This window comes from Kribbella sp. NPDC004536 (assembly GCF_042873835.1).
GTDB lineage: Bacteria > Actinomycetota > Actinomycetes > Propionibacteriales > Kribbellaceae > Kribbella.
Map to the genome: position 1 here is coordinate 205,872 of NZ_JBIALY010000001.1, position 17,753 is coordinate 223,624.

Here is a 17,753-nt window from a genome sequence, read left to right on the forward strand (position 1 = left end):
TGGAGTGCGGCAGGTCGAGACAGGACTTCCCGCGAAGCGGCAGCCTTCCCACCGGTGCACCACACCAGCCAGCGCCGCCAACTCAGCTCAGCGGCCACCCAGCGCGCCCGCGCCGAAGGCGCCAAAAGACAGCCGCCGCGAAGCGGTGATCTTCACGCGGACCACAGCACCCGGCGCCGACCACCTCCGCCACGGCACCACCTCACGCGCACGCCGCCGAAGGCGGCCAAAAGACAGCCGCCGCGAAGCGGTGTCCTTTCCACCCTTCACCACAACAGCACCCGGCGCGACCGCCCGCACCCCGGGGACTACCTCCCGCGCACCGCGCCGAAGGCCGCCAAAAGACAGCCGCCGCGAAGCGGTGTCCGTTGGCCCGCGGAGCGGTGTCCTTGGTCAGCCTTTGATGGCGCCGCCTAGGGCGAAGGCGCCGCCTAGTTTGCGGCTGAGGAGGAGGTAGAGGAGGAGTACGGGGGTGGTGTAGATGAGCGAGTACGCCGCCAGCTGCCCGTAGTTCGGTTCGCCGTACTGGCCGAAGAACGTGAAGATGCTGACCGACGCCGGCAACCGTTCGGGTGAGAGCAGCAGCATGAACGGTACGAAGAAGTTGCCCCACATGCCGATGAACGTGAAGATCAGCACGACCGCGATCCCCGGCCACATCAGCGGCAGGACGATCGCCCACAGCGCGCGCATGTTGCCGGCGCCGTCGACCCAGGCGGCTTCCTCGAGCGAGATCGGTACGCCGTCCATGAACGTCTTCGTCAGCCAGATCGCGAACGGCAACGCCGAGGTCGCCATGAACATGATGGTGCCACCAATGGTGTCGACCAGGTTCAGCTGTACGAACAACCCGTAGACAGGCACCATCACCGCAGTGATCGGCAACCCCGTGCAGAACAGAACCGTCAACAGGAACGGCCGGTTGAACCGGGTCCGGAACCGCGACAGCGGATAAGCCGCCAGCACCGCGCAAATCATCGTGAGCAACGCGGCCCCACCACACAGCACGATCCCGTTGAACACCGGACGGTACGTCGTGTCCGTGTTCAGCACAGCCTTGAAGTTGCCCAGCGTCGGATGCGTCGGGAACTCCACCCGCAGTCCCGCCGTACGGTTGATCGAGGCAAACAACACCCACAGCAACGGAAGGACGAACAGCACACCGATGGCCAGCAGGATCAGGTTCGACGTCACCTTGCTGAAACGGTCGCGCGCGATCATGGGGCCTCCCGGTCTGGACTGAGGAGCGGCGGGAGCGAAGCGACCAGAGCGACGAGGGAAGACCGGGAGCAACAGCCCCATGATCCAGCGCGACGGAGTCGCGCCATATGCACTGTCACGCTGCCTCCGAGTTGAGTCCACGCAGGTAGATCAGCGAGAACACCGCGCCGATCGCCAGCATCACCAGCGCGATCGCCGTACCGTAGCCGATCTGGGAGAAGCTGAACGCCTGCTCGTACATGTACAGCGGCAACGTCTGGCTCTTGGTACCGGGCCCGCCGCGGGTCATCGCGTAGATCAGGCCGAACACGCTCAGCGTCTGCAGCGTGATCAGCATCAGGTTGGTCATGATCGCGCGGGTGATCATCGGCAGCGTCACGAACGTGAGCCGCCGCCACCCGCCGGCGCCGTCCATCTCGGCGGATTCCTCGATCTCCTTGGGAATCTCACTCAGAGCGGCGGAGTACACCAGCATCGAGAACGCCGTACCGCGCCAGATGTTGGCCAGCGACACGGCGATGATCGGTGCCCCGTACAACCAGTCCTGACCGGGCAGGCCGACCCAGTGCAGCATCACGTTCAGCGTGCCGTCGTCGTTGAAGAACGCGCTCAGCAGGTACGCCGCGACGACCTCGGGCAGTACCCACGCGCCGATCACCGCGGTACCGACGAAGTTGCGAACCACCTTCGTCGACTTGCGCATCAGCAGCGCGAGCCCGAGGCCGAGCGTGTTCTGGCCGATGATCGCGGAGATCAACGTGAACACCAGCGTCAGCCAGATTGCGTTCGTGAACGCGCCGCTGCCGAAGGCCTTGCGGAAGTTGTCCAGCCCGACGAACTTGACGTTCGCGGCGCCGGTACCGGTGAGCGCCATGTTCGTGAACGCGGCGTACACGCAGTAGATGATCGGGCCGGCCAGGAAGACCAGCATCAGTCCGATGGCCGGCGACAGCGGCAGCATCCGGACGAGTTTGGCTCCCCGCGGCCGCCGGCTGGGGGTACCAGCGGCGGCCGTGGAGGAGGGAGCGACAGTCGTCGTCACAGGGGAGAATCCTCCGAACTACTGGCCGGTGCTCTTCGTCGTCGTACTGTCCTTGCCGCCGACGATGCCCTCGACCGCCTGGTCGTAGTTCTTCGCGGCGTCGTCCGGCTTCGACTGCCCGGTCATCACCGATTCCATCGCGGTGATGATCTCGTTGGACACCTTCGGGTACTCGGGCAGCGCCGGCCGGTAGACCGTCACCGACACCAGGTCGGTGAAGAACTTCGTGCTCGCCGAGGAGGCCTTGTACGCAGCGTCCGACGCGACGTCCTTGCGGACCGCGATCTGCGCGCCGTCGGTGGCGTACTTCGCCGCGTTCTGCTGGGTCTGCAGGGTCTTGATGAAGTCCCAGGCCGCGTCGGGGTTCTTCGACTTCGCCGGGATCGCCCAGGTCCAGCCGCCGGAGAGACTGACCTTGCCCTTGCCGCTGCCGTCCTGCGTCGGCATCGCGGTCTGGCCGAGTACGGTGCTCCACTGCGGCCACGGCTTCGCGCCGGACTTCAGCCAGTTGCTGTAGATCCAGGAGCCGTCGAGGTCGATCGCGAGCTTGCCCTGCGGCAGCAGCTCGGTGCCGACCTTGCTGCCCATGTTCGGGCTGAGCGCGTCCTTCGGCGACGGAGCCAGGCCTTCACCGAAGACCGTCTTGACGAAGTTCAGCGAGTCCTTGAAGCCCTGGCTGCCGACGACCCACTTCTTCGAGTCGTAGTTGTACAGCGTGTCCTTCGTGCCGTACAGCAGCATCTCGAAGCCCTGCATGGCCGAGGCCTCACCCATCGGCTTGCCGGAGTACATGTTGAACGGGATGACGCCGGGCACCTTCTGCTTGATCGTGCGCGCCGCGCTGAGCACGTCGTCCCAGGTCTTCGGCTGCCAGTCGGCCGGCAGCCCGGCCTTGGCGAAGATCTGCTTGTTGTACCAGAGCGCCCGGGTGTCCGTACCGTCCGGGATGCCGTACGTCTTGCCGTCCTGGCCGCGCGCCGCGCCCTTGGCGGTGTCCTCGAACTGGCTCCACTGGTCCCAGTTCTTGATGTAGTCGTCGAGCGGCTTCAGGTACCCCGCGGTGATGTCGGAGTTGATCAGGAAGGTGTCCTCGTAGACGATGTCCGGCGCCGTGTTCGGCGAGCGCATCATCAACTGGATCTTGGTGTAGTAGTCGTTCTCGCTGGCCACGACCGGAACGATCTCGACCTGCGACCCGGGGTGCGCGGACTCGTACTCGGACTTCACGCCGGTGAGGAAGTTCTTCATCACCACGCCCGGACCCCACTGCTGGTACGCGATCTTGATGTGCGCGGGCCCGGCGCTCTGCGAGCCGCCGGCGTCCGGCTGCTTGGTCGTCGAACCCTGACTACAGGCCGACACCGCCAGCAGCAGCGCGGCACCCACCGCGGCCGCTGCTTGGAAACGTTTCATCTTCACCATCACGTCCACCTTCGGGCAATCGTTGTCATCCCGGTACCACGGCCCAAACCCTGCGGGCTTTCCCGCGACCGTAGGAGCCTCCGGCAAGCGAAGTCAATGCTTGACAGACAACGTTGTCGCCCCAGTAGCGCAGTAACGCGGTGACCGGCACGTAACGATCCGGTCACCGCGTTGTCATACCCCTACTTTGTCAGGCCACGACCGCCGACGCCTCATGCCTGGCGGGTACGGCGCGTCCCCGGCCGCGGAGTGCGCCGAGTCCGCACAACAGCAAGCCGGCGAGCAGCCAGCACCCGAGTACAACGAGTGGCCGGCCCGCCCCGTTGCCGTCGAAGAAGCTCACCGAACGTAGCGCCGTACCGGCTGCTCCGGGCGGCAGGAACTGCCCGAGCGTGCCCCAGCCGCTCGGCAGCATCTCCGGCGCGCTGGTCATCCCGGAGAGCGGGTTGCCGAGCAGCATCATCACGGCGCTGCCGAGCGCGAGCCCCGGCGCACCGATCAGCCACTCGAGGCCGAGCAGGGTCAGGCTGATCGCGCCGATCGACATCGCGATCACGCCCGCGTTCCCGAGGTAGCTGCCCTCGAAGGAGCCGAGCCAGTACTGCAGTACGGCGGCCAGCGCGAGCCCGCCGGTGACCGCGAACGTCAACGCACCGATCATCCGCTTCGCCCCCGACCGCACCAACTGGGTCAGCCCTGCCGCAGCGATGATTCCGCCGAGAACGAGCGGCAACGCACCGGCGGCCAGGCCCGCACCACGCGGATCCTCCTTCGGCAGCGGGACGATGTCGGTCACCTTCGCCGCTCCGTCCGGGTGCATCCGGCCGGCGAGTTGCGTGAGGATCTGCGCGACCGCAGGGCCACCGGCCGACGCGGTCAGCACTTCGGGTTGTCCCGTGTCGAGCACGATCGCGCCGTACGCGTCCCGGTCTTTGATCCGCTGCACCGCCGCCTGCCGATCGGGTACGGCGGTGATCGCGAAGCCGCCCGGAATCGCCTGGTTCAGCGCGGTCTGCACCTGCGCGACGGCCGGCGCCGGGCCGGACACGGCGAGCGGGACGTCCCGCGGTTGGGAGCGCGCGGACGGCCAGGCGAACGCGATCAGCAACACGGTGAGGACCGCGGTCAGCAGCGTGACGACGGCGATCAGGGGCGGCCTGCGCCGGTCAGTAGTCATGGTCGGGACTCCCTCGACATTAAAACCGAATGATCGTTCTTTATGATTCCGAGGGTGGCAACCGGGCGTCGCCTTGTCAAGAACGGACATTCGTTTTATGTTGCGGACGTGCCCAAGGTCACCGAGGAACACCGCCTTGCCCGCCGCGAGCAGATCGTCGCCGCGGCCCGCACGTGCATGAACGAACAGGGCTTCCACAAGACCACGATGGCCGACGTGATCCGCGAGTCCCGGCTCTCGGCGGGCGCCGTGTACGGCTATTTCAAGAGCAAGGAGGAGATCGTCGCGGCGATCGCCGAGGACGCGCTCGGTACCGTCGACGAACTCTTCGAGCGGCTGCTCGCCACCGACGCGCCGCTGACCCCGCTGGCCGCGCTCGAGGCGACGATCGACCATGTCGTGCTGGTCGCCCAGCGGCCCGGTGGCGACGTGACCCGGATCGCGGTGCAGGCCTGGGCGGAGTCGCTCCGCAACGAGGAGATCCGCGGGATCGCGAAGGGTAAGTACCGCAAGCTCCGCGACCACTTCCTGGTGATCGCCCGCCGCGCGCAGGCCGACGGCACCCTCGACCGGGACGTCGATCCCGAGTGTGTCGCGCAGGTGATGTTCAGCATGATCCCCGGGTTCGTGCTGCAGCGACTGCTGATCGGTGACATCACCCCCGCGACGTACAAGGCCGGGTTGCGGGCACTGCTGCGGTAGGCGGGACCGAACGACAGGAGGTGTCCGCCGCCGGGTAGTGCACCTGAGCGTGGTCGGTCCCGCGCGTACGGCGTCTCACCGGTGCACTACCTGTCCGCCGGTCCCCTGCCAGGTGGAGCTACCCCCACCCCGCCCGGCGGTCCAGCACCATGGGGCGGCCGGCTGGTGCTCCGTAGCGTCGTCGGCATGAGGAAACGCGCGCGGGAAGCAGTCGACGGGACCGGGTACTCGGTCGTCCTGCAGGATGTACGACGGGTCTACGGCCGTGGCGGGAACGCCGTCATCGCCCTGGACGGGATCTCGATGAAGTTCGCGCCCGGGACGTTCACCGCGGTGATGGGGCCGTCCGGGTCGGGTAAGAGCACGTTCCTGCACTGCGCCGCGGGGCTCGACCGCCCGACGTCCGGCAGCGTGCACATCGACGGACTACCGCTGGCCGGACTGAGCGAACGCAAGCTGACCGAGCTCCGGCGGGAGCGGATCGGGTTCGTGTTCCAGTCCTTCAACCTGCTGCCGACGCTGAACGTCTGGCAGAACGTCTGCCTGCCGCAGGAACTCGACGGTCGCCGCCCGAACAAGGCCGCCGTACGGCAGGTCCTGGAGCGGGTCGGGCTGGGTGACCGGCACAAGCACCGTCCGGGTGAGCTGTCCGGTGGGCAGCAGCAGCGGGTCGCGATCGCGCGTGCGCTGGTCGCGCGGCCGGCGGTGATCTTCGCTGACGAGCCGACCGGTGCGCTGGACACGCAGACCGCTGCAGACGTACTGGAGTTGCTGCGCGAGCCCGTGCGTACGCAGGGGCAGACGGTGGTCATGGTGACGCACGATCCGGTCGCTGCGTCGTACGCCGACCAGGTGGTGTTCCTGGCTGACGGTGCGCTCGCCGGCAGCCTGACTGCGCCGACAGCCGAGCAGGTAGCCGACCGGATGACCCACCTGGGTGCCCGTTCCCTCCAGGCGGTGGCAGGATGATGCGCCTGGCCCTCCGTACCTTGCGCTACCGCAAGGGCGGCTTCTTGGCCACGTTCGTCGCCGTCGTCTTCGGCACCGCGATCGTGATGGCCTGCGGCGGCCTGATGGAAACCGGCATCCGGTCGAACGTCGCCCCACAACGCCTGGCGGCCACTTCATTGGTCGTCACCGGCAACCAGTCCCACCTCCGCCCCGGCGCCGAAGACGCCACCCCCCTGCCCGAACGAGTAGGCGTCCCCACCACCCTCCTCCCCAAAATCCAATCCACCCAAGGCGTAACCGCCGCGGTAGGCGACTACACCTTCACCACCATCACCACCCCAACCACCGGACCCGGCGCAGGAGCGGGACCCGGCGGGGCCGGCGGCCCGTTGGTTGCCGAAGGCCACAACTGGTCCTCGGCCGTGCTCGCGCCCTACCACCTCAGTTCTGGGCACGCGCCACGATCCGGACAGGTAGTGGTTTCGTCCGGCAAGGTAGGACAGCACCTCACATTCCTGATCAACGGAGAACCGAGGACCTACACCGTCAGCGGCATCGCAGCAGGCCCCGCAGGACACGCGTTCTTCAACGACCGCGACGCCGCACACCTGGTCCAGAACCCGGCACGCTTCGCCGACATCGGCGTACAGGTTGCCTCCGGCACCGATCTGGACAAGGTGCAGAAGGAACTGAAGGCGATCGACCCGAACCTGACCGTCCGCGCCGGCGTGGACCGCGGTCTGGCCGAACACCCCGACGCCGAGTCCCACCGTACGGCGCTCATCTCGATCGCCGGCTCGTTCGGCGGCATCGCCACCATGACGATGATGTTCGTCGTAGCCTCCACCCTGGCGCTCGCCGCCCAGCACCGCGAGCGCGAGTTCGCCCTCCTCCGCGGCATCGGCACCACTCCCGGCCAGGTCCGCCGCATGATCCTCGGCGAAGCACTCCTGGTCTCCCTGCCGGCCGTGGCACTAGGCGCAATCCCGGGCTTCTTCCTGGGCCGATTCCTCTTCAACCAACTGGCGTCCCACGGCGTAGCCTCACCGGTCGTCGAGTTCTACCAAGGCCTGATCCCCTTCGCCGCCGGCGCGGGAGCAGCGGTACTCGCGGCCATCGGCGCCGCCCTGATCGCCGCCCGCAAGTCCGCGAAGATCCGCCCGGTAGAGGCCCTCGCCGAGGCGTCGCTGCAACGTAAGTGGTTCAGCTGGATCCGCTTGTTCTTCGGACTAGCAGCCCTGGGCGGTGGACTCGCTCTCCTGATCGTCACCGCAACGGTCATGAGCGGCCCGCTAGCCGCAGCCACCGCAGGCCCGTCCGTCCTCTGCTGGGCCATCGGCGTAGCCCTACTAGGCCCGTTCTGGACCAAGCTTGTCCTGGCAATCTGGCGCTGGCCGGTACAGGCCCTCACACGCGTGAACGGCCGCCTGGCAATCCGCAACCTCTCCGCACGATCCGTTGCCCTGTCGGCAGCAGTAACCCCGGTCATGCTTGCCGTAGGGATCTCCACCGCGAACCTGTACATGCAGACCACGCAGGTACACGCCTCCTCAACAGCATTCACCCGCGACCTGAGAGCAGATGCAGTACTGGTCTCAGACGCCGGCCTGTCCTCACAGCTTCTGAACCAGGTACGAGCTACGCCAGGAGTCGCCAGCGCGTCGGCGTACGTACGCAGCATGGGAGCGGTCGACGAGCCACGCAACGCCCCGTTCGACGAGGACGGCGCCCCGGTGGTCGGCGTCGACGCCCAAGGCGCAGACGGTACGGCTCCCGTACGCCTGACTGCCGGCTCGCTCACGGGACTGTCCGGCCTGACCGCCGCGATCCCGGAAAGCATGGCCACCAAGACGAACCACGGTGTCGGCTCAGACATCACCATGACCCTCGGCGACGGCACCACCGTCAAGCTGAAGGTAGTAGCAACCTTCGCGGCCGAACGAGGCTACGAAACGATCATGCTCCCCGCGACACTCGTAGCCGCGCACACAACGGACGGCCTCACCAAACAGTTCCTGGTACGCGCCGCACCGAACGCCGACGTACGTCCGGCCCTGGCCAAACTCGCAGCCGCGCACCCCGGCGTACAGGTAGCAGACCGCAGCGCGCTGGTTGCCACGAACGTCGAGGACCTGCAAACGCAAGCCTGGGTCAACTACATGCTCGTAGGAATGCTGATCGCCTACACCGCGGTCTCTGTGGTGAACACACTCGTCTCGACCACGCTACGTCGTCGCCGCGAGTTCGCCCTGCAACGCCTGACCGGTTCCACCCGCTTCCAGGTACTCCGCATGCTCACCACCGAAAGCACCCTGATCACCCTGACCGGCATCACGCTGGGTACGGCGGTAGCACTCGCCTGCCTACTCCCGTACTCCTCCAAGGTCTCCGGCAGCGCCATCCCCACCGGCCCGGTCTGGATCTACCTGGCGATCGCCGCAGCAGCAACCGCACTGACCTTCCTGTCCACCCTCATCCCCGCAACCACCGCTCTACACCACTCCCCCACCCAACCGACCCACGCCGACTAGTGCGCGGGCGTCGGCTCCGGGGTGGGCTGGAGGGCGATGGTGGTGGCCTGGACGATGGCGGCGTTGGTGCGGATCCAGGACGAGAGGACTACTTGCAGATCCTCGAGGTCTCGTTCCTCGAGGATCACCCCGGGAACGGGGACGCTGGCGCCGAGTTCGGCGAGGACCGGGCGGAGGTGCTGGTCGGCGAGGAGCTTGTGGCTCGGGGCTGCGGAGACCGTGACCGGGACGACCACGGAGCCGGCCAGCGCGGCCGGGCGCAGTACGTCCAGGAAGCTCTTCAGCAGGCCCGTGTAGCTGCCCTTGTAGACCGGGGTCGCGACGACGATCACGGACGCCGACGACACCAGGTCGATCGCACTTGCCAGTTCCTCGCGGCCGGCCTGGTCTCCTTGGAAGATCGCCGGCGCGAACGTCACCAGGTCGATCAGCTCGTCGATGCGGTACGGCGCACCGAGCTCGGAGGCGAGCAGCTCCGCGACGGATGCCGCGGCGGCGGCCGTCCGCGAACCGGCACGCGGGTTGCCGACCACGGTGACCACGGACTGCGGCCACACCGGTCCGTCCGGTACGACCTTCGGCTCGAACGCGACTGACGCCATCACCATCTCCTGAACCCTCGGAAGCAACTACTGTCGAGAGTAGTCAAAGTCGAGCCGCCTACTTGACTTTCTCAGGATCCGAACGGAGCTTGACGACGACGAACCAGACCACCGCCGCGATCGCACCGACGATCACGAGCTTCTGGAACACCCCGACCGACGCCTCGACCAGATGCCACCGCTCGCCGAGCTGGTAGCCGGCCACGATCAGCAAGGTGTTCCAGATCAAGCTGCCGAGCGCGGTCAACGGGAGGAAGACCATGACCCGCATCCGCTCCACTCCGGCCGGTATCGAGATCATGCTGCGCACCACCGGGACCAGCCGTCCGATCAGGACCGCCTTCGGGCCGTGACGGACGAACCACTCCTCGGCCTTGTCCACATCACGCAGCTTCACCAGCGGCAGCTTCGCGGCGATCGCCCGGGTCCGGTCCCGCCCCAGTACCGCGCCCACGCCGTACAGCGCGAGCGCACCCACGATCGACCCGAGCGTGGTGAAGACGATCGCGCTGATCAGCCCGAGGTCGCCGCGTGCCGCGGCAAAGCCTGCCAGCGGCAGGATCACCTCACTCGGCAGCGGTGGGAACAGGTTCTCCAATGCCACCGCGAGGCCCGCCCCCGCCGGTCCGAGATCCTCCATCAACCCAACAGCCCATCCGGCAACACCACTCGTTGTCATGCCCACGAAGCTATTGGCCCGGGACAAGTCACACACTGGAGTCAGCCACCGATCCGACCTCCGGCGAACCACCGGGGGACAGCCCCCGGCCGGAAACGTGTGCAAGCCTTGCCCTCATGACTGTCGAGCACGCTCCACGAGTCAGCATTCACCCGGACCGCGAGGAACTCGGCCGCGCCGCAGCCGCCGAGGCAGCGACCAGGCTGCGGAAAACCATCGCGGAAACGGGTACGGCCCGCGTCCTGCTCGCCGCCGCGCCGAGCCAGACCGCCACCCTGACCGCGCTCGCCGCGGAATCCGACGTCGACTGGAGCAAGGTCGTCTTCTTCCACATGGACGAATACGTCGGCCTCGGCGCGGACGCGCCGCAGTCGTTCCGGAACTGGCTGCACCGGACCTTCCTCGAAAAGGTGCCACAGGCAACGTTCCACCCGCTGGATCCGGACGACGACGGCTATCCCCAACTGCTCGGCGATGAGCCGTTCGACCTGGTCCTGTTCGGCCTCGGCGTCAACGGCCACCTCGCCTTCAACGACCCGCCGGCCGACTTCGCCGACCCACAGGCCATCCGACGGGTCGCGCTCGACGAGACCAGCCGCCGCCAGCAGGTCGACGAGGGCAACTTCCCGACGCTGGCCGACGTACCGGCGCACGCCGTCACCGTCACGATCCCCCGCTTGCTGAACGCGCACGCCCTGATCGGCTCCGTCCCCGGCACCGCCAAACGCCAGGCCGTACGCGACACCCTCATGCAACCGATCAGCCCCGCCTACCCCGGCACGGCACTACGCACCCACGCCGACGTACAACTCTTCCTCGACACGGAGTCGGCCCCGTAGCTCCAGGCTCAGGGTCGGTGGGCGCGAACTAGCAGGTCCGCGGCGTCGTGGGCGATGCGGTGGCGTTCGGCCTTCGATAGCGGCTGGGTGCCCTGCAGCGTCACGACCCGGCCTTCGGCGAGGGTCAGGTAGGTCAACTGCCTGGCCGCGAGCTCCGCGTCGTCAACGCGGAGCAATCCCTTCGCGTCGCAGTTACGGAAGTACTCGGTGATCAGCTCCTCACGCCGGTTCCTGCCCGTGCGGTCGCGCCAGAGCCGCTGCAGTTCGGGATGGTGCGGCAGTTCGGCGATGGTCAGCCGATGCAGCGCGGCGATCGGCGGCGACAGCACACCCTCGAGCACGAGCTCGGCGGCAGCGGTCAGATCCGCGAGCGGATCACCGGTGTCCTGCAGTACGCCGGTGAGCGCGGCCTCCTGCTCCCGCCTGGTTTCCTCGACCACGGCCAGGAACAGCTGTTCCTTGTCGCCGAAGTGCCCGTAGACGGTCTGCTTCCCGACGCCGGCCTCGGCGGCGATCGCGTCGACGCTGGTGCGCTCGTAGCCCTGGTCGAGGAACAGCTTCGTGGCCGCGGCCACGATCGCCGCCCGTTTGGCCGGCGACTTCTGCCGTACCGGCGGCCGCCCCGGACCCACGCCTGAAGAGCTCACGACCACACCTTACTTGACTGAACGGTTCAGTCTCATTTACCGTCAAACGAGACTGAACCGTCAAGTCTAGTTTGGAGATCCTTCCATGACCGTCACGGAGCACACCCGGCTCGATCCACGGTTGATCCGGCTGGCGCTGGTGCTGTCGCTCGGTGCCGTCGCGGCCCAGCTCGACACCACGATCGTCAGCGTCGCGATCAACCGCCTGACCCACGAGTTCGGCTCGCCGTTGTCGACGGTCCAGTGGGTCACCACGGCGTACCTACTGTCCCTGACCGCGGTCCTGCCGCTGACGGGCTGGGCCGTCGCGCGCTTCGGTGTCCGCCGGATGTGGATGTTCTGCCTGATCGCCTTCGGCTTGGGATCGCTGCTGTGTGCATGTGCCTGGTCCGCGGTCGCGCTGATCGTGTTCCGGGTGCTCCAGGGCCTCGGTGGCGGCATGATGCTCCCGCTGATCCGGATCGCACTGGCGGACCAGGCCGATCAGGGCAGCATGGGCCGGTTGATGACGTTCGTGATCGTGCCGACCCAACTCGCGCCGGTCGTCGGACCGGTGGTGGGCGGCCTGATCGTCGACACGCTCGGCTGGCGGTGGGCGTTCCTGGTCAACCTCCCGGTGACGCTCGCGGCGCTCGTGCTGTCGCGCAACCTGGTCCAGGGTGAGCGGTCCGCGACCCGGCCGTTGCTCGACGTCCCCGGTCTCCTGCTCCTCTCCCCCGGACTGGCGGTCCTCATCTACGGCCTCACCTCGTACGGCGACGCCGGACGGCTCACCGTCGTCTCGGTCGCCGGCGCGGCCGCGGGACTCCTGCTGCTTCTCGGGTACGGCGTCCATGCGACGCGCATCGCGGATCCGCTGTTCGATCTGCGGCTGTTCCGGAATCGGTCGTTCAGCGCGTCCGCGCTGCTGGTGTTCATCTTCGGCGGATCGTTGTTCGGCGCGATGTTGCTGCTGCCGCTGTACTACCAGCGGCTGCGTGGCGCGAGTCCGCTCGAGGCAGGCATGCTGCTCGCACCGCAAGGCGTCGGCGCTATCACGGGCACGCTCTTCGTCGGGCGCATCCTCGACCGGACCGGCGCGACCCGCACCGTCATGCTCATCGGCCTGGCGCTCGCCGTCGCGGGCACCGTGCCGTTCGCGATCGCCGGTCCACGCACTCCTCTCGTCCTGCTGGCGTCGGCTCTCTTCGTCCGTGGCATCGGGTTGACCGCGTCGTTGCTGCCGTCGATCACGGCGACGTACGCGACCTTGCCGAAATCCGCGTACGCCGCCGCGACCACCGGGACCCGGATCCTGCAACAGATCGGCGGCTCGCTCGGGACCGCCGTACTCGCGGTGATCCTGCAGCGTGGGTCGTTCCCGGCCGCGTTCTGGACGGCGGTGGTGCTCACCGCGACCGCCGCCCTGGCAGCACTCGCGCTGCCAGGGCGAGCGAAGGATTAGACAGCGCCTAGTGCTCGGCGAGGTCGAAGACGTTGCCTTCCGGGTCGGCGAGGGTGATCCAGTGGGTGCCGTACTCGGTATGTTCGTCGAGTCGCTTCGCACCCAGGTCGACGAGGCGGTCCACCTCGGCGGACCAGTCGGCGGTGGCGAGGTCGAGGTGCAGCCGGTTCTTGCCGTTGCGCGGCTCGGGGACCTGCAGGAACATCAGGGTCGGGCCGGCCGCGGTCTTGATGGTCGCGAAGAACTCGTTGGCCTCGGCAGCTACTTCCGTCGACAGTACGGCGGCCCAGAAGGTCGCGAGGGACTTCGCGTTCGCGCAGTCGACGGCAATGTTCTCGAGGGTGATGGGCATGGTTCAGCCTTTCAGGACAGGGATCTGCTGGATCGGCCAGCAGATCTCGGTGCGGTAGTCGGCCGGGTCGGGGACGTCCCCGGGGCCGATGGGGTACAGCTCGCGGATCGGCCCGGGCGCCACCTCGCAGTACTCCGCGACGTGACTGCCGAGCGCGCCGTAGCTGCGGTCGAAGTCGGTCAGCTGGCCGGCGTGGACGGCGATCGCGAAGTACCCGCCGGGCAGGTCGACGAGTTCCACGCCCGCGGCCGCCGGCTGGTCGGGCGGGACCGGATGGAAGGCGACGACCTCACCCTCGTCCTCGGTGAAGAACTCGTCGCTGTACGTCGCACCCGAGGTGCCGGGCAGGTCCACGGTCACGCCGCCGAGACGCCCGTACGCGAACTCGCACCAGGGCCCGATCTCGGACCGCGGCACCTGACCGCGGACGCCGTACGCGCGGAAGGGCGGGATGTACCGGTACTGCACGTCGAGGACCGGGCGGCCCGGAGTGAGCAGCTCGCGGAGTGAGGCGACGACGTCGCGGGTGTGCGCGAGCTCCTGCTCCATCCGCTCGAGGTGCGCCTTCAGCGTCTCCTCACGCGCGGCGCCGTCACCCGCCTCCACCACGGCACGCACATCCGCCAAGGGCATCCGCAACTCACGAAGCCGCCGAATCAGCAGCGCAGTCTCCACCTGACCAGTCCCGTACCGCCGGTAACCGGAACTCGAGTCCACCGAAACCGGCGCGAGCAGCCCGATCTCGTGGTAGTGGTGCAGGGTCTTCACACTCAGGTGGGTCAGCCGCGAAAACTCCCCCACCGTCACCGTCGCCGTCATGTCCCCAAGCTTCCACCCTCCGGTAACAGGAGAGTCAAACAAGGTCAGCCGGCGTAGCGGGCTATTACCTTGGTGAAGTCCCAGGGGTTTTGGGGGATGTTGGAGCAGCTGTCTGCGGAGCCGCCGGTGCAGGGGCGGTCGCGATTGGCCGACCAGAAGGTGAAGCGGGCGAGGTGGTGCGCGGAGGCGTACGCCAGGTTCGACTCGAAGTCGGACAGGTTGACGCGTTCGCCGGCGTTGTCGGTGAGCCCGTTCATCGACGAGATGCCGATCTTGCGGTACGCCGCGTCGTCACTCAGCCCGTACGCCGCCTTGACCGCGTTCTTCAGCCCGTCGGCGGCCTGCTGCGTCAGCGCACCCATGTTCGTCGAACCGCCGCCGAAGTCGAACGGCATGATCACCCACCCGTCCAGGTTCAGCCCGGACGCCGCACCACGGTTGATCAGGTCCTGCCCGTTCCCGTCCGGCCCGGACTGCGTCGTCCCGAACGTCAGGTAGGTCGTGATGCCCGGGTTGTTCTGCTCGACGATCTTCAGCGCGTCGACGACCTTCTGCCGGACCGCGGCCTGGGAGAACTCCTGGTCCTCGATGTCGATGTCGATCGCCTTCAGCGACAGCGCGTTGATCACCTTCTGGTACGCCGCCGCCAGCTCACTCGCCGTACCGCAGCTCTGCCCGAGCTTGTTCCCGGACCAGCCGCCGAACGACACGACGACGTCGCCGCCGTTCGAACGGATCGTGTTGATCGCCTGCTGATCGACCCCGCCGGTCAGCGGACGGCCGCCGTCCCACTGCGGGTTGCAGTACCCGTTGGACAGGATGAACGCCATCGTGAACCACTTGACCCCGGTCGCGTTCATCACCGTCGCCGGGTTCGGCGGGTCGCCCCAGCCTTCGTACAGGTACGGCGCAGCAGCCATCGGCGCACCACCCGTACCACCGTCAGCAGCGGGCACGTTCCACTTCTGGTTCGCCGCACCCGTACAGCTCCACAACTGTACCGGCGTGCTGTTCGCGGAGTTGTTGCCGGTGACATCGAGGCACTTGTTCGCCTGCGGGTTCACGAGGTCACGACCAGACGTGTACGTCCACTGCTGCGCGCCCGATCCGTTGCAGGTCCACAGCTGTACGCGCGCACCGTTCGCGACAGAACCGCCCGAGACATCCAGGCACTTCCCCAGCGCTCGCAGTGTCCCGTCGCTCGACCGGGTCCACTGCTGCGCGCCCGTACCGTTGCAGTCGTACAGCTGAACCGCCGTACCGTCAGCGGTCCCAGCCGCGGCCACATCCAAGCACTTGCCAGCAAGACCCGTGACAGCTCCTGTCGCGGCCTGCGCGGGAGTGGCCAGCGTGAGCCCGAGCGCGAGAACCGCACCCCCTACCAGCAGCCGCTTCATGACACGACCCACTTCTGGTTGGCCGCACCGGTGCAGCTCCACAGCTGAAGCGGTGTGCTGTTGGCAGAGTTGTTACCGGTCACATCAAGACACTTGTTCGCCTGTGGATTCACCAGATCTCTCCCACTCGTGTAGGTCCATTGCTGGGCGGCGGACCCGTTGCACGTCCACAGCTGTACGCGAGCACCGTCAGCCACGGAGCCACCGGACACGTCGAGGCACTTGCCGAGCGCACGGATCGTCCCGTCACCAGGCCGCTGCCACTGCTGCGCCGTCGTACCGTTGCAGTCGTACAGCTGCACCGCCGTACCGTCAGCAGTCGCAGCGCCGGCGACGTCCATGCACTTGCCTGCCAGGCCTGTGATCTGACCACTAGTACTTCCACCGCTCTGCGAGCCGGACCAGGTGAAGGTTGCCGACGTCTGCGTGGGCAGTGTGTAGACGAAGGACTGCGAGCCCCAGTTCACCCGTACCGACTGCGAACTCCCCGTGGTGTTGTACGCGATCAGGGCCTTCGAACCGTCCGGGTTCTTCCACGCGACGTTCTTGACCGAGCTGTTCGCGGTCGAGTCGATCCGCAGCGCCCCGGGCTTCACGAACTTGGTCAGGTGGCCCATCGTGTAGTACTCGACGGTCTTGGTGACCTGGCCGCGCTGGCTGTCGTTGCGGTGCACCGTGACGAGCCCGGTGCAGACGTTGCAGCCGGCACCGACGTACGGCAGGTGGTCCTCGTCCAGCGCGATGCCCCACTTGACCCACGACTTGTCCCAGTTGCGGGTGTAGTCGATCAGGTTGTTCATGTCCTCGGTCTGCTGGTTCCCGATCCAGGTACCGCCCGAGTGCTCGGTCATGTACGCGTTCACCGACGGGTACTGGTTGTGGATCTGCGTCTGCAGGTTGACGTCACCGCCGTACCCGTGCCAGGCGATCCCGCCGAAGTTCGGGTCGCTGCGCAGCGCAGCGTCAGCAAGAGGGATCGAGCCGAGGTCGTTGTAGTTGCCCCAGTTGTAGTCGAGGATCAGGACCTTGGTCGTCAACCCGGCCGCGTGCAGCGCCGGCAGCAGGTTGTTCTTGGTGAACTCGAGCAGCCCGGAGCCGTTCCAGTTCATCGATGCGTACCCCGTGCTGTCCGTGCCGCAGCAGGTCGGCTCGTTCTGCACCGAGATGTAGTCGATGTGGTTGCCCTGGGCCTCGTTCTGCTGCAGGTACTTGACGAAGTACTGCGCGTACATCGGCGCGTACTCCCACTTCAGCCAGCCGCGGTGCACGAAGTCGTTGTTGTCCTTCATCCAGGCGGGCGCACTCCACGGTGAACCCATCACCTTCAACGAAGGGTTGAGCGCGCGGGCCTGTTTGGTCAGCGGTACGACATCCGCAAGGTCGTGCTGGATGCTGAAGTCGTTCAGGTCGCAGCACGTGTCGTCGTAGGAGTAGTTGAACCGGGCGAGGTCGGACGCGCCCATCGGGTTCCGGACGAAGGACAGGCCGATCCCGTTGACCGGGTCGAAGAGGTCCTTCATCACCTGGTCGCGGGTCGCCGTCGAGATCACGCCACTGCTGTTCAGCAGCCAGGCGGAGCTGTCCGCGAACGACGCACCGCCGCCCTCGAAGGACTGGTACGTCGTGTTCTCGTCGACCGTGATCGTCTGGTTCGCCGAGCCGCCGGCCGGGCCGAAGTTCACCGGGGTCTGCTGCTGCAGCCCGCGGGTCACGTTGCGCCCGCCGGAGTCGTTGGTGGTGGTCAGCCAGACGTTGACCTGTTCACCGGCGGCCTGCGCCGGTGCGGCGGTGCCGATGGCGGCCACGCAGAGCGCAGCGACCACGAGCGGCAGGAAGCGTTTCACGGGGCGGTTCTCCCTTGTTTTAAAGGAGTTCATGACGGCGCCTGCCCGCGCCGCAACTGGTGGTCACCACGAGGTAACCACCGG

16 protein-coding genes are annotated in these 17,753 nt (G+C 67.3%); 5 read left to right on the plus strand and 11 right to left on the minus strand.

The window, feature by feature from the left end; genetic code table 11:
- Window positions 1–393: 393 nt before the first annotated feature.
- The 4 genes from ACFYRU_RS01025 to ACFYRU_RS01040 form a co-directional block, all read right to left on the minus strand.
- Entirely contained in the window at window positions 394–1,221 is an 828-nt protein-coding gene (locus tag ACFYRU_RS01025; RefSeq protein ID WP_387651532.1) for a carbohydrate ABC transporter permease, read from the minus strand.
- Between the two features lie 115 nt (window positions 1,222–1,336).
- Window positions 1,337–2,263, minus strand: coding sequence for a carbohydrate ABC transporter permease (locus tag ACFYRU_RS01030; RefSeq protein WP_387651534.1), 927 nt, complete (start codon window positions 2,261–2,263; stop codon window positions 1,337–1,339).
- 18 nt (window positions 2,264–2,281) lie between these two features.
- Window positions 2,282–3,685, minus strand: coding sequence for an extracellular solute-binding protein (locus ACFYRU_RS01035; RefSeq protein WP_387651536.1), 1,404 nt, complete (start codon window positions 3,683–3,685; stop codon window positions 2,282–2,284).
- A 190-nt stretch (window positions 3,686–3,875) separates the two neighbouring features.
- Window positions 3,876–4,862 carry a hypothetical protein gene (locus ACFYRU_RS01040; protein WP_387651539.1) on the minus strand — a complete coding sequence of 329 codons (987 nt, stop codon included), beginning with the start codon at window positions 4,860–4,862 and terminating at the stop codon, window positions 3,876–3,878.
- Between the two features lie 108 nt (window positions 4,863–4,970).
- Between ACFYRU_RS01040 and ACFYRU_RS01045 the strand changes: the two genes are divergently transcribed.
- The 3 genes from ACFYRU_RS01045 to ACFYRU_RS01055 all read left to right on the plus strand — a co-directional run bounded on the left by ACFYRU_RS01045 (window position 4,971) and on the right by ACFYRU_RS01055 (window position 9,046).
- Window positions 4,971–5,564, plus strand: coding sequence for a TetR/AcrR family transcriptional regulator (locus ACFYRU_RS01045; RefSeq protein WP_387651542.1), 594 nt, complete (start codon window positions 4,971–4,973; stop codon window positions 5,562–5,564).
- Window positions 5,565–5,750: 186 nt separating this feature from the next.
- Complete coding sequence (locus ACFYRU_RS01050; protein ID WP_387651545.1) at window positions 5,751–6,533, plus strand: ABC transporter ATP-binding protein; 783 nt, start codon at window positions 5,751–5,753, stop codon at window positions 6,531–6,533.
- Complete coding sequence (locus ACFYRU_RS01055) at window positions 6,530–9,046, plus strand: ABC transporter permease (protein WP_387651548.1); 2,517 nt, start codon at window positions 6,530–6,532, stop codon at window positions 9,044–9,046. The genes ACFYRU_RS01050 and ACFYRU_RS01055 overlap by 4 nt, the downstream gene beginning before the upstream one ends.
- Here ACFYRU_RS01055 and ACFYRU_RS01060 read toward each other — a convergent pair.
- Window positions 9,043–9,648 (minus strand): NADPH-dependent FMN reductase, encoded by a 606-nt coding sequence (locus ACFYRU_RS01060; RefSeq protein WP_387651550.1) that lies wholly within the window; start codon window positions 9,646–9,648, stop codon window positions 9,043–9,045. The genes ACFYRU_RS01055 and ACFYRU_RS01060 overlap by 4 nt on opposite strands.
- Window positions 9,649–9,706: 58 nt before the next feature.
- On the minus strand, window positions 9,707–10,327 hold the full coding sequence (locus ACFYRU_RS01065; RefSeq protein ID WP_387651553.1) for a DedA family protein: 621 nt from the start codon (window positions 10,325–10,327) through the stop codon (window positions 9,707–9,709).
- 116 nt (window positions 10,328–10,443) lie between these two features.
- Between ACFYRU_RS01065 and ACFYRU_RS01070 the strand changes: the two genes are divergently transcribed.
- Window positions 10,444–11,166: a 6-phosphogluconolactonase gene (locus ACFYRU_RS01070; RefSeq protein WP_387651555.1), complete on the plus strand. Its 723-nt coding sequence runs from the start codon at window positions 10,444–10,446 to the stop codon at window positions 11,164–11,166.
- A gap of 8 nt (window positions 11,167–11,174) precedes the next feature.
- Here ACFYRU_RS01070 and ACFYRU_RS01075 read toward each other — a convergent pair whose 3' ends face one another.
- Window positions 11,175–11,813, minus strand: coding sequence for a TetR/AcrR family transcriptional regulator (locus ACFYRU_RS01075; RefSeq protein ID WP_387651558.1), 639 nt, complete (start codon window positions 11,811–11,813; stop codon window positions 11,175–11,177).
- 85 nt (window positions 11,814–11,898) lie between these two features.
- On the opposite strand from ACFYRU_RS01075, the gene ACFYRU_RS01080 reads away from it, so the two are divergent.
- Window positions 11,899–13,257 carry an MDR family MFS transporter gene (locus ACFYRU_RS01080; RefSeq protein ID WP_387651560.1) on the plus strand — a complete coding sequence of 453 codons (1,359 nt, stop codon included), beginning with the start codon at window positions 11,899–11,901 and terminating at the stop codon, window positions 13,255–13,257.
- Window positions 13,258–13,264: 7 nt separating this feature from the next.
- On the opposite strand, the gene ACFYRU_RS01085 is transcribed toward ACFYRU_RS01080, so the two are convergent.
- Genes ACFYRU_RS01085 through ACFYRU_RS01100 form a run of 4 tightly spaced genes read right to left on the minus strand, consistent with a single transcriptional unit; the run spans window position 13,265 to window position 17,669 of the window.
- A complete protein-coding gene (locus tag ACFYRU_RS01085) occupies window positions 13,265–13,609 on the minus strand; it encodes a VOC family protein (RefSeq protein ID WP_387651562.1) in 345 nt (114 codons plus the stop codon).
- A gap of 3 nt (window positions 13,610–13,612) precedes the next feature.
- The gene (locus ACFYRU_RS01090) at window positions 13,613–14,428 is read right to left on the minus strand and encodes a MerR family transcriptional regulator (RefSeq protein WP_387651565.1); all 816 of its coding nucleotides are present in this window, start codon (window positions 14,426–14,428) and stop codon (window positions 13,613–13,615) included.
- Between the two features lie 44 nt (window positions 14,429–14,472).
- Window positions 14,473–15,825 carry a lectin gene (locus ACFYRU_RS01095; protein ID WP_387651566.1) on the minus strand — a complete coding sequence of 451 codons (1,353 nt, stop codon included), beginning with the start codon at window positions 15,823–15,825 and terminating at the stop codon, window positions 14,473–14,475.
- Window positions 15,822–17,669, minus strand: coding sequence for a lectin (locus tag ACFYRU_RS01100; protein WP_387651569.1), 1,848 nt, complete (start codon window positions 17,667–17,669; stop codon window positions 15,822–15,824). Before ACFYRU_RS01100 ends, ACFYRU_RS01095 begins: the two co-directional genes overlap by 4 nt.
- Window positions 17,670–17,753 lie beyond the last annotated feature (84 nt).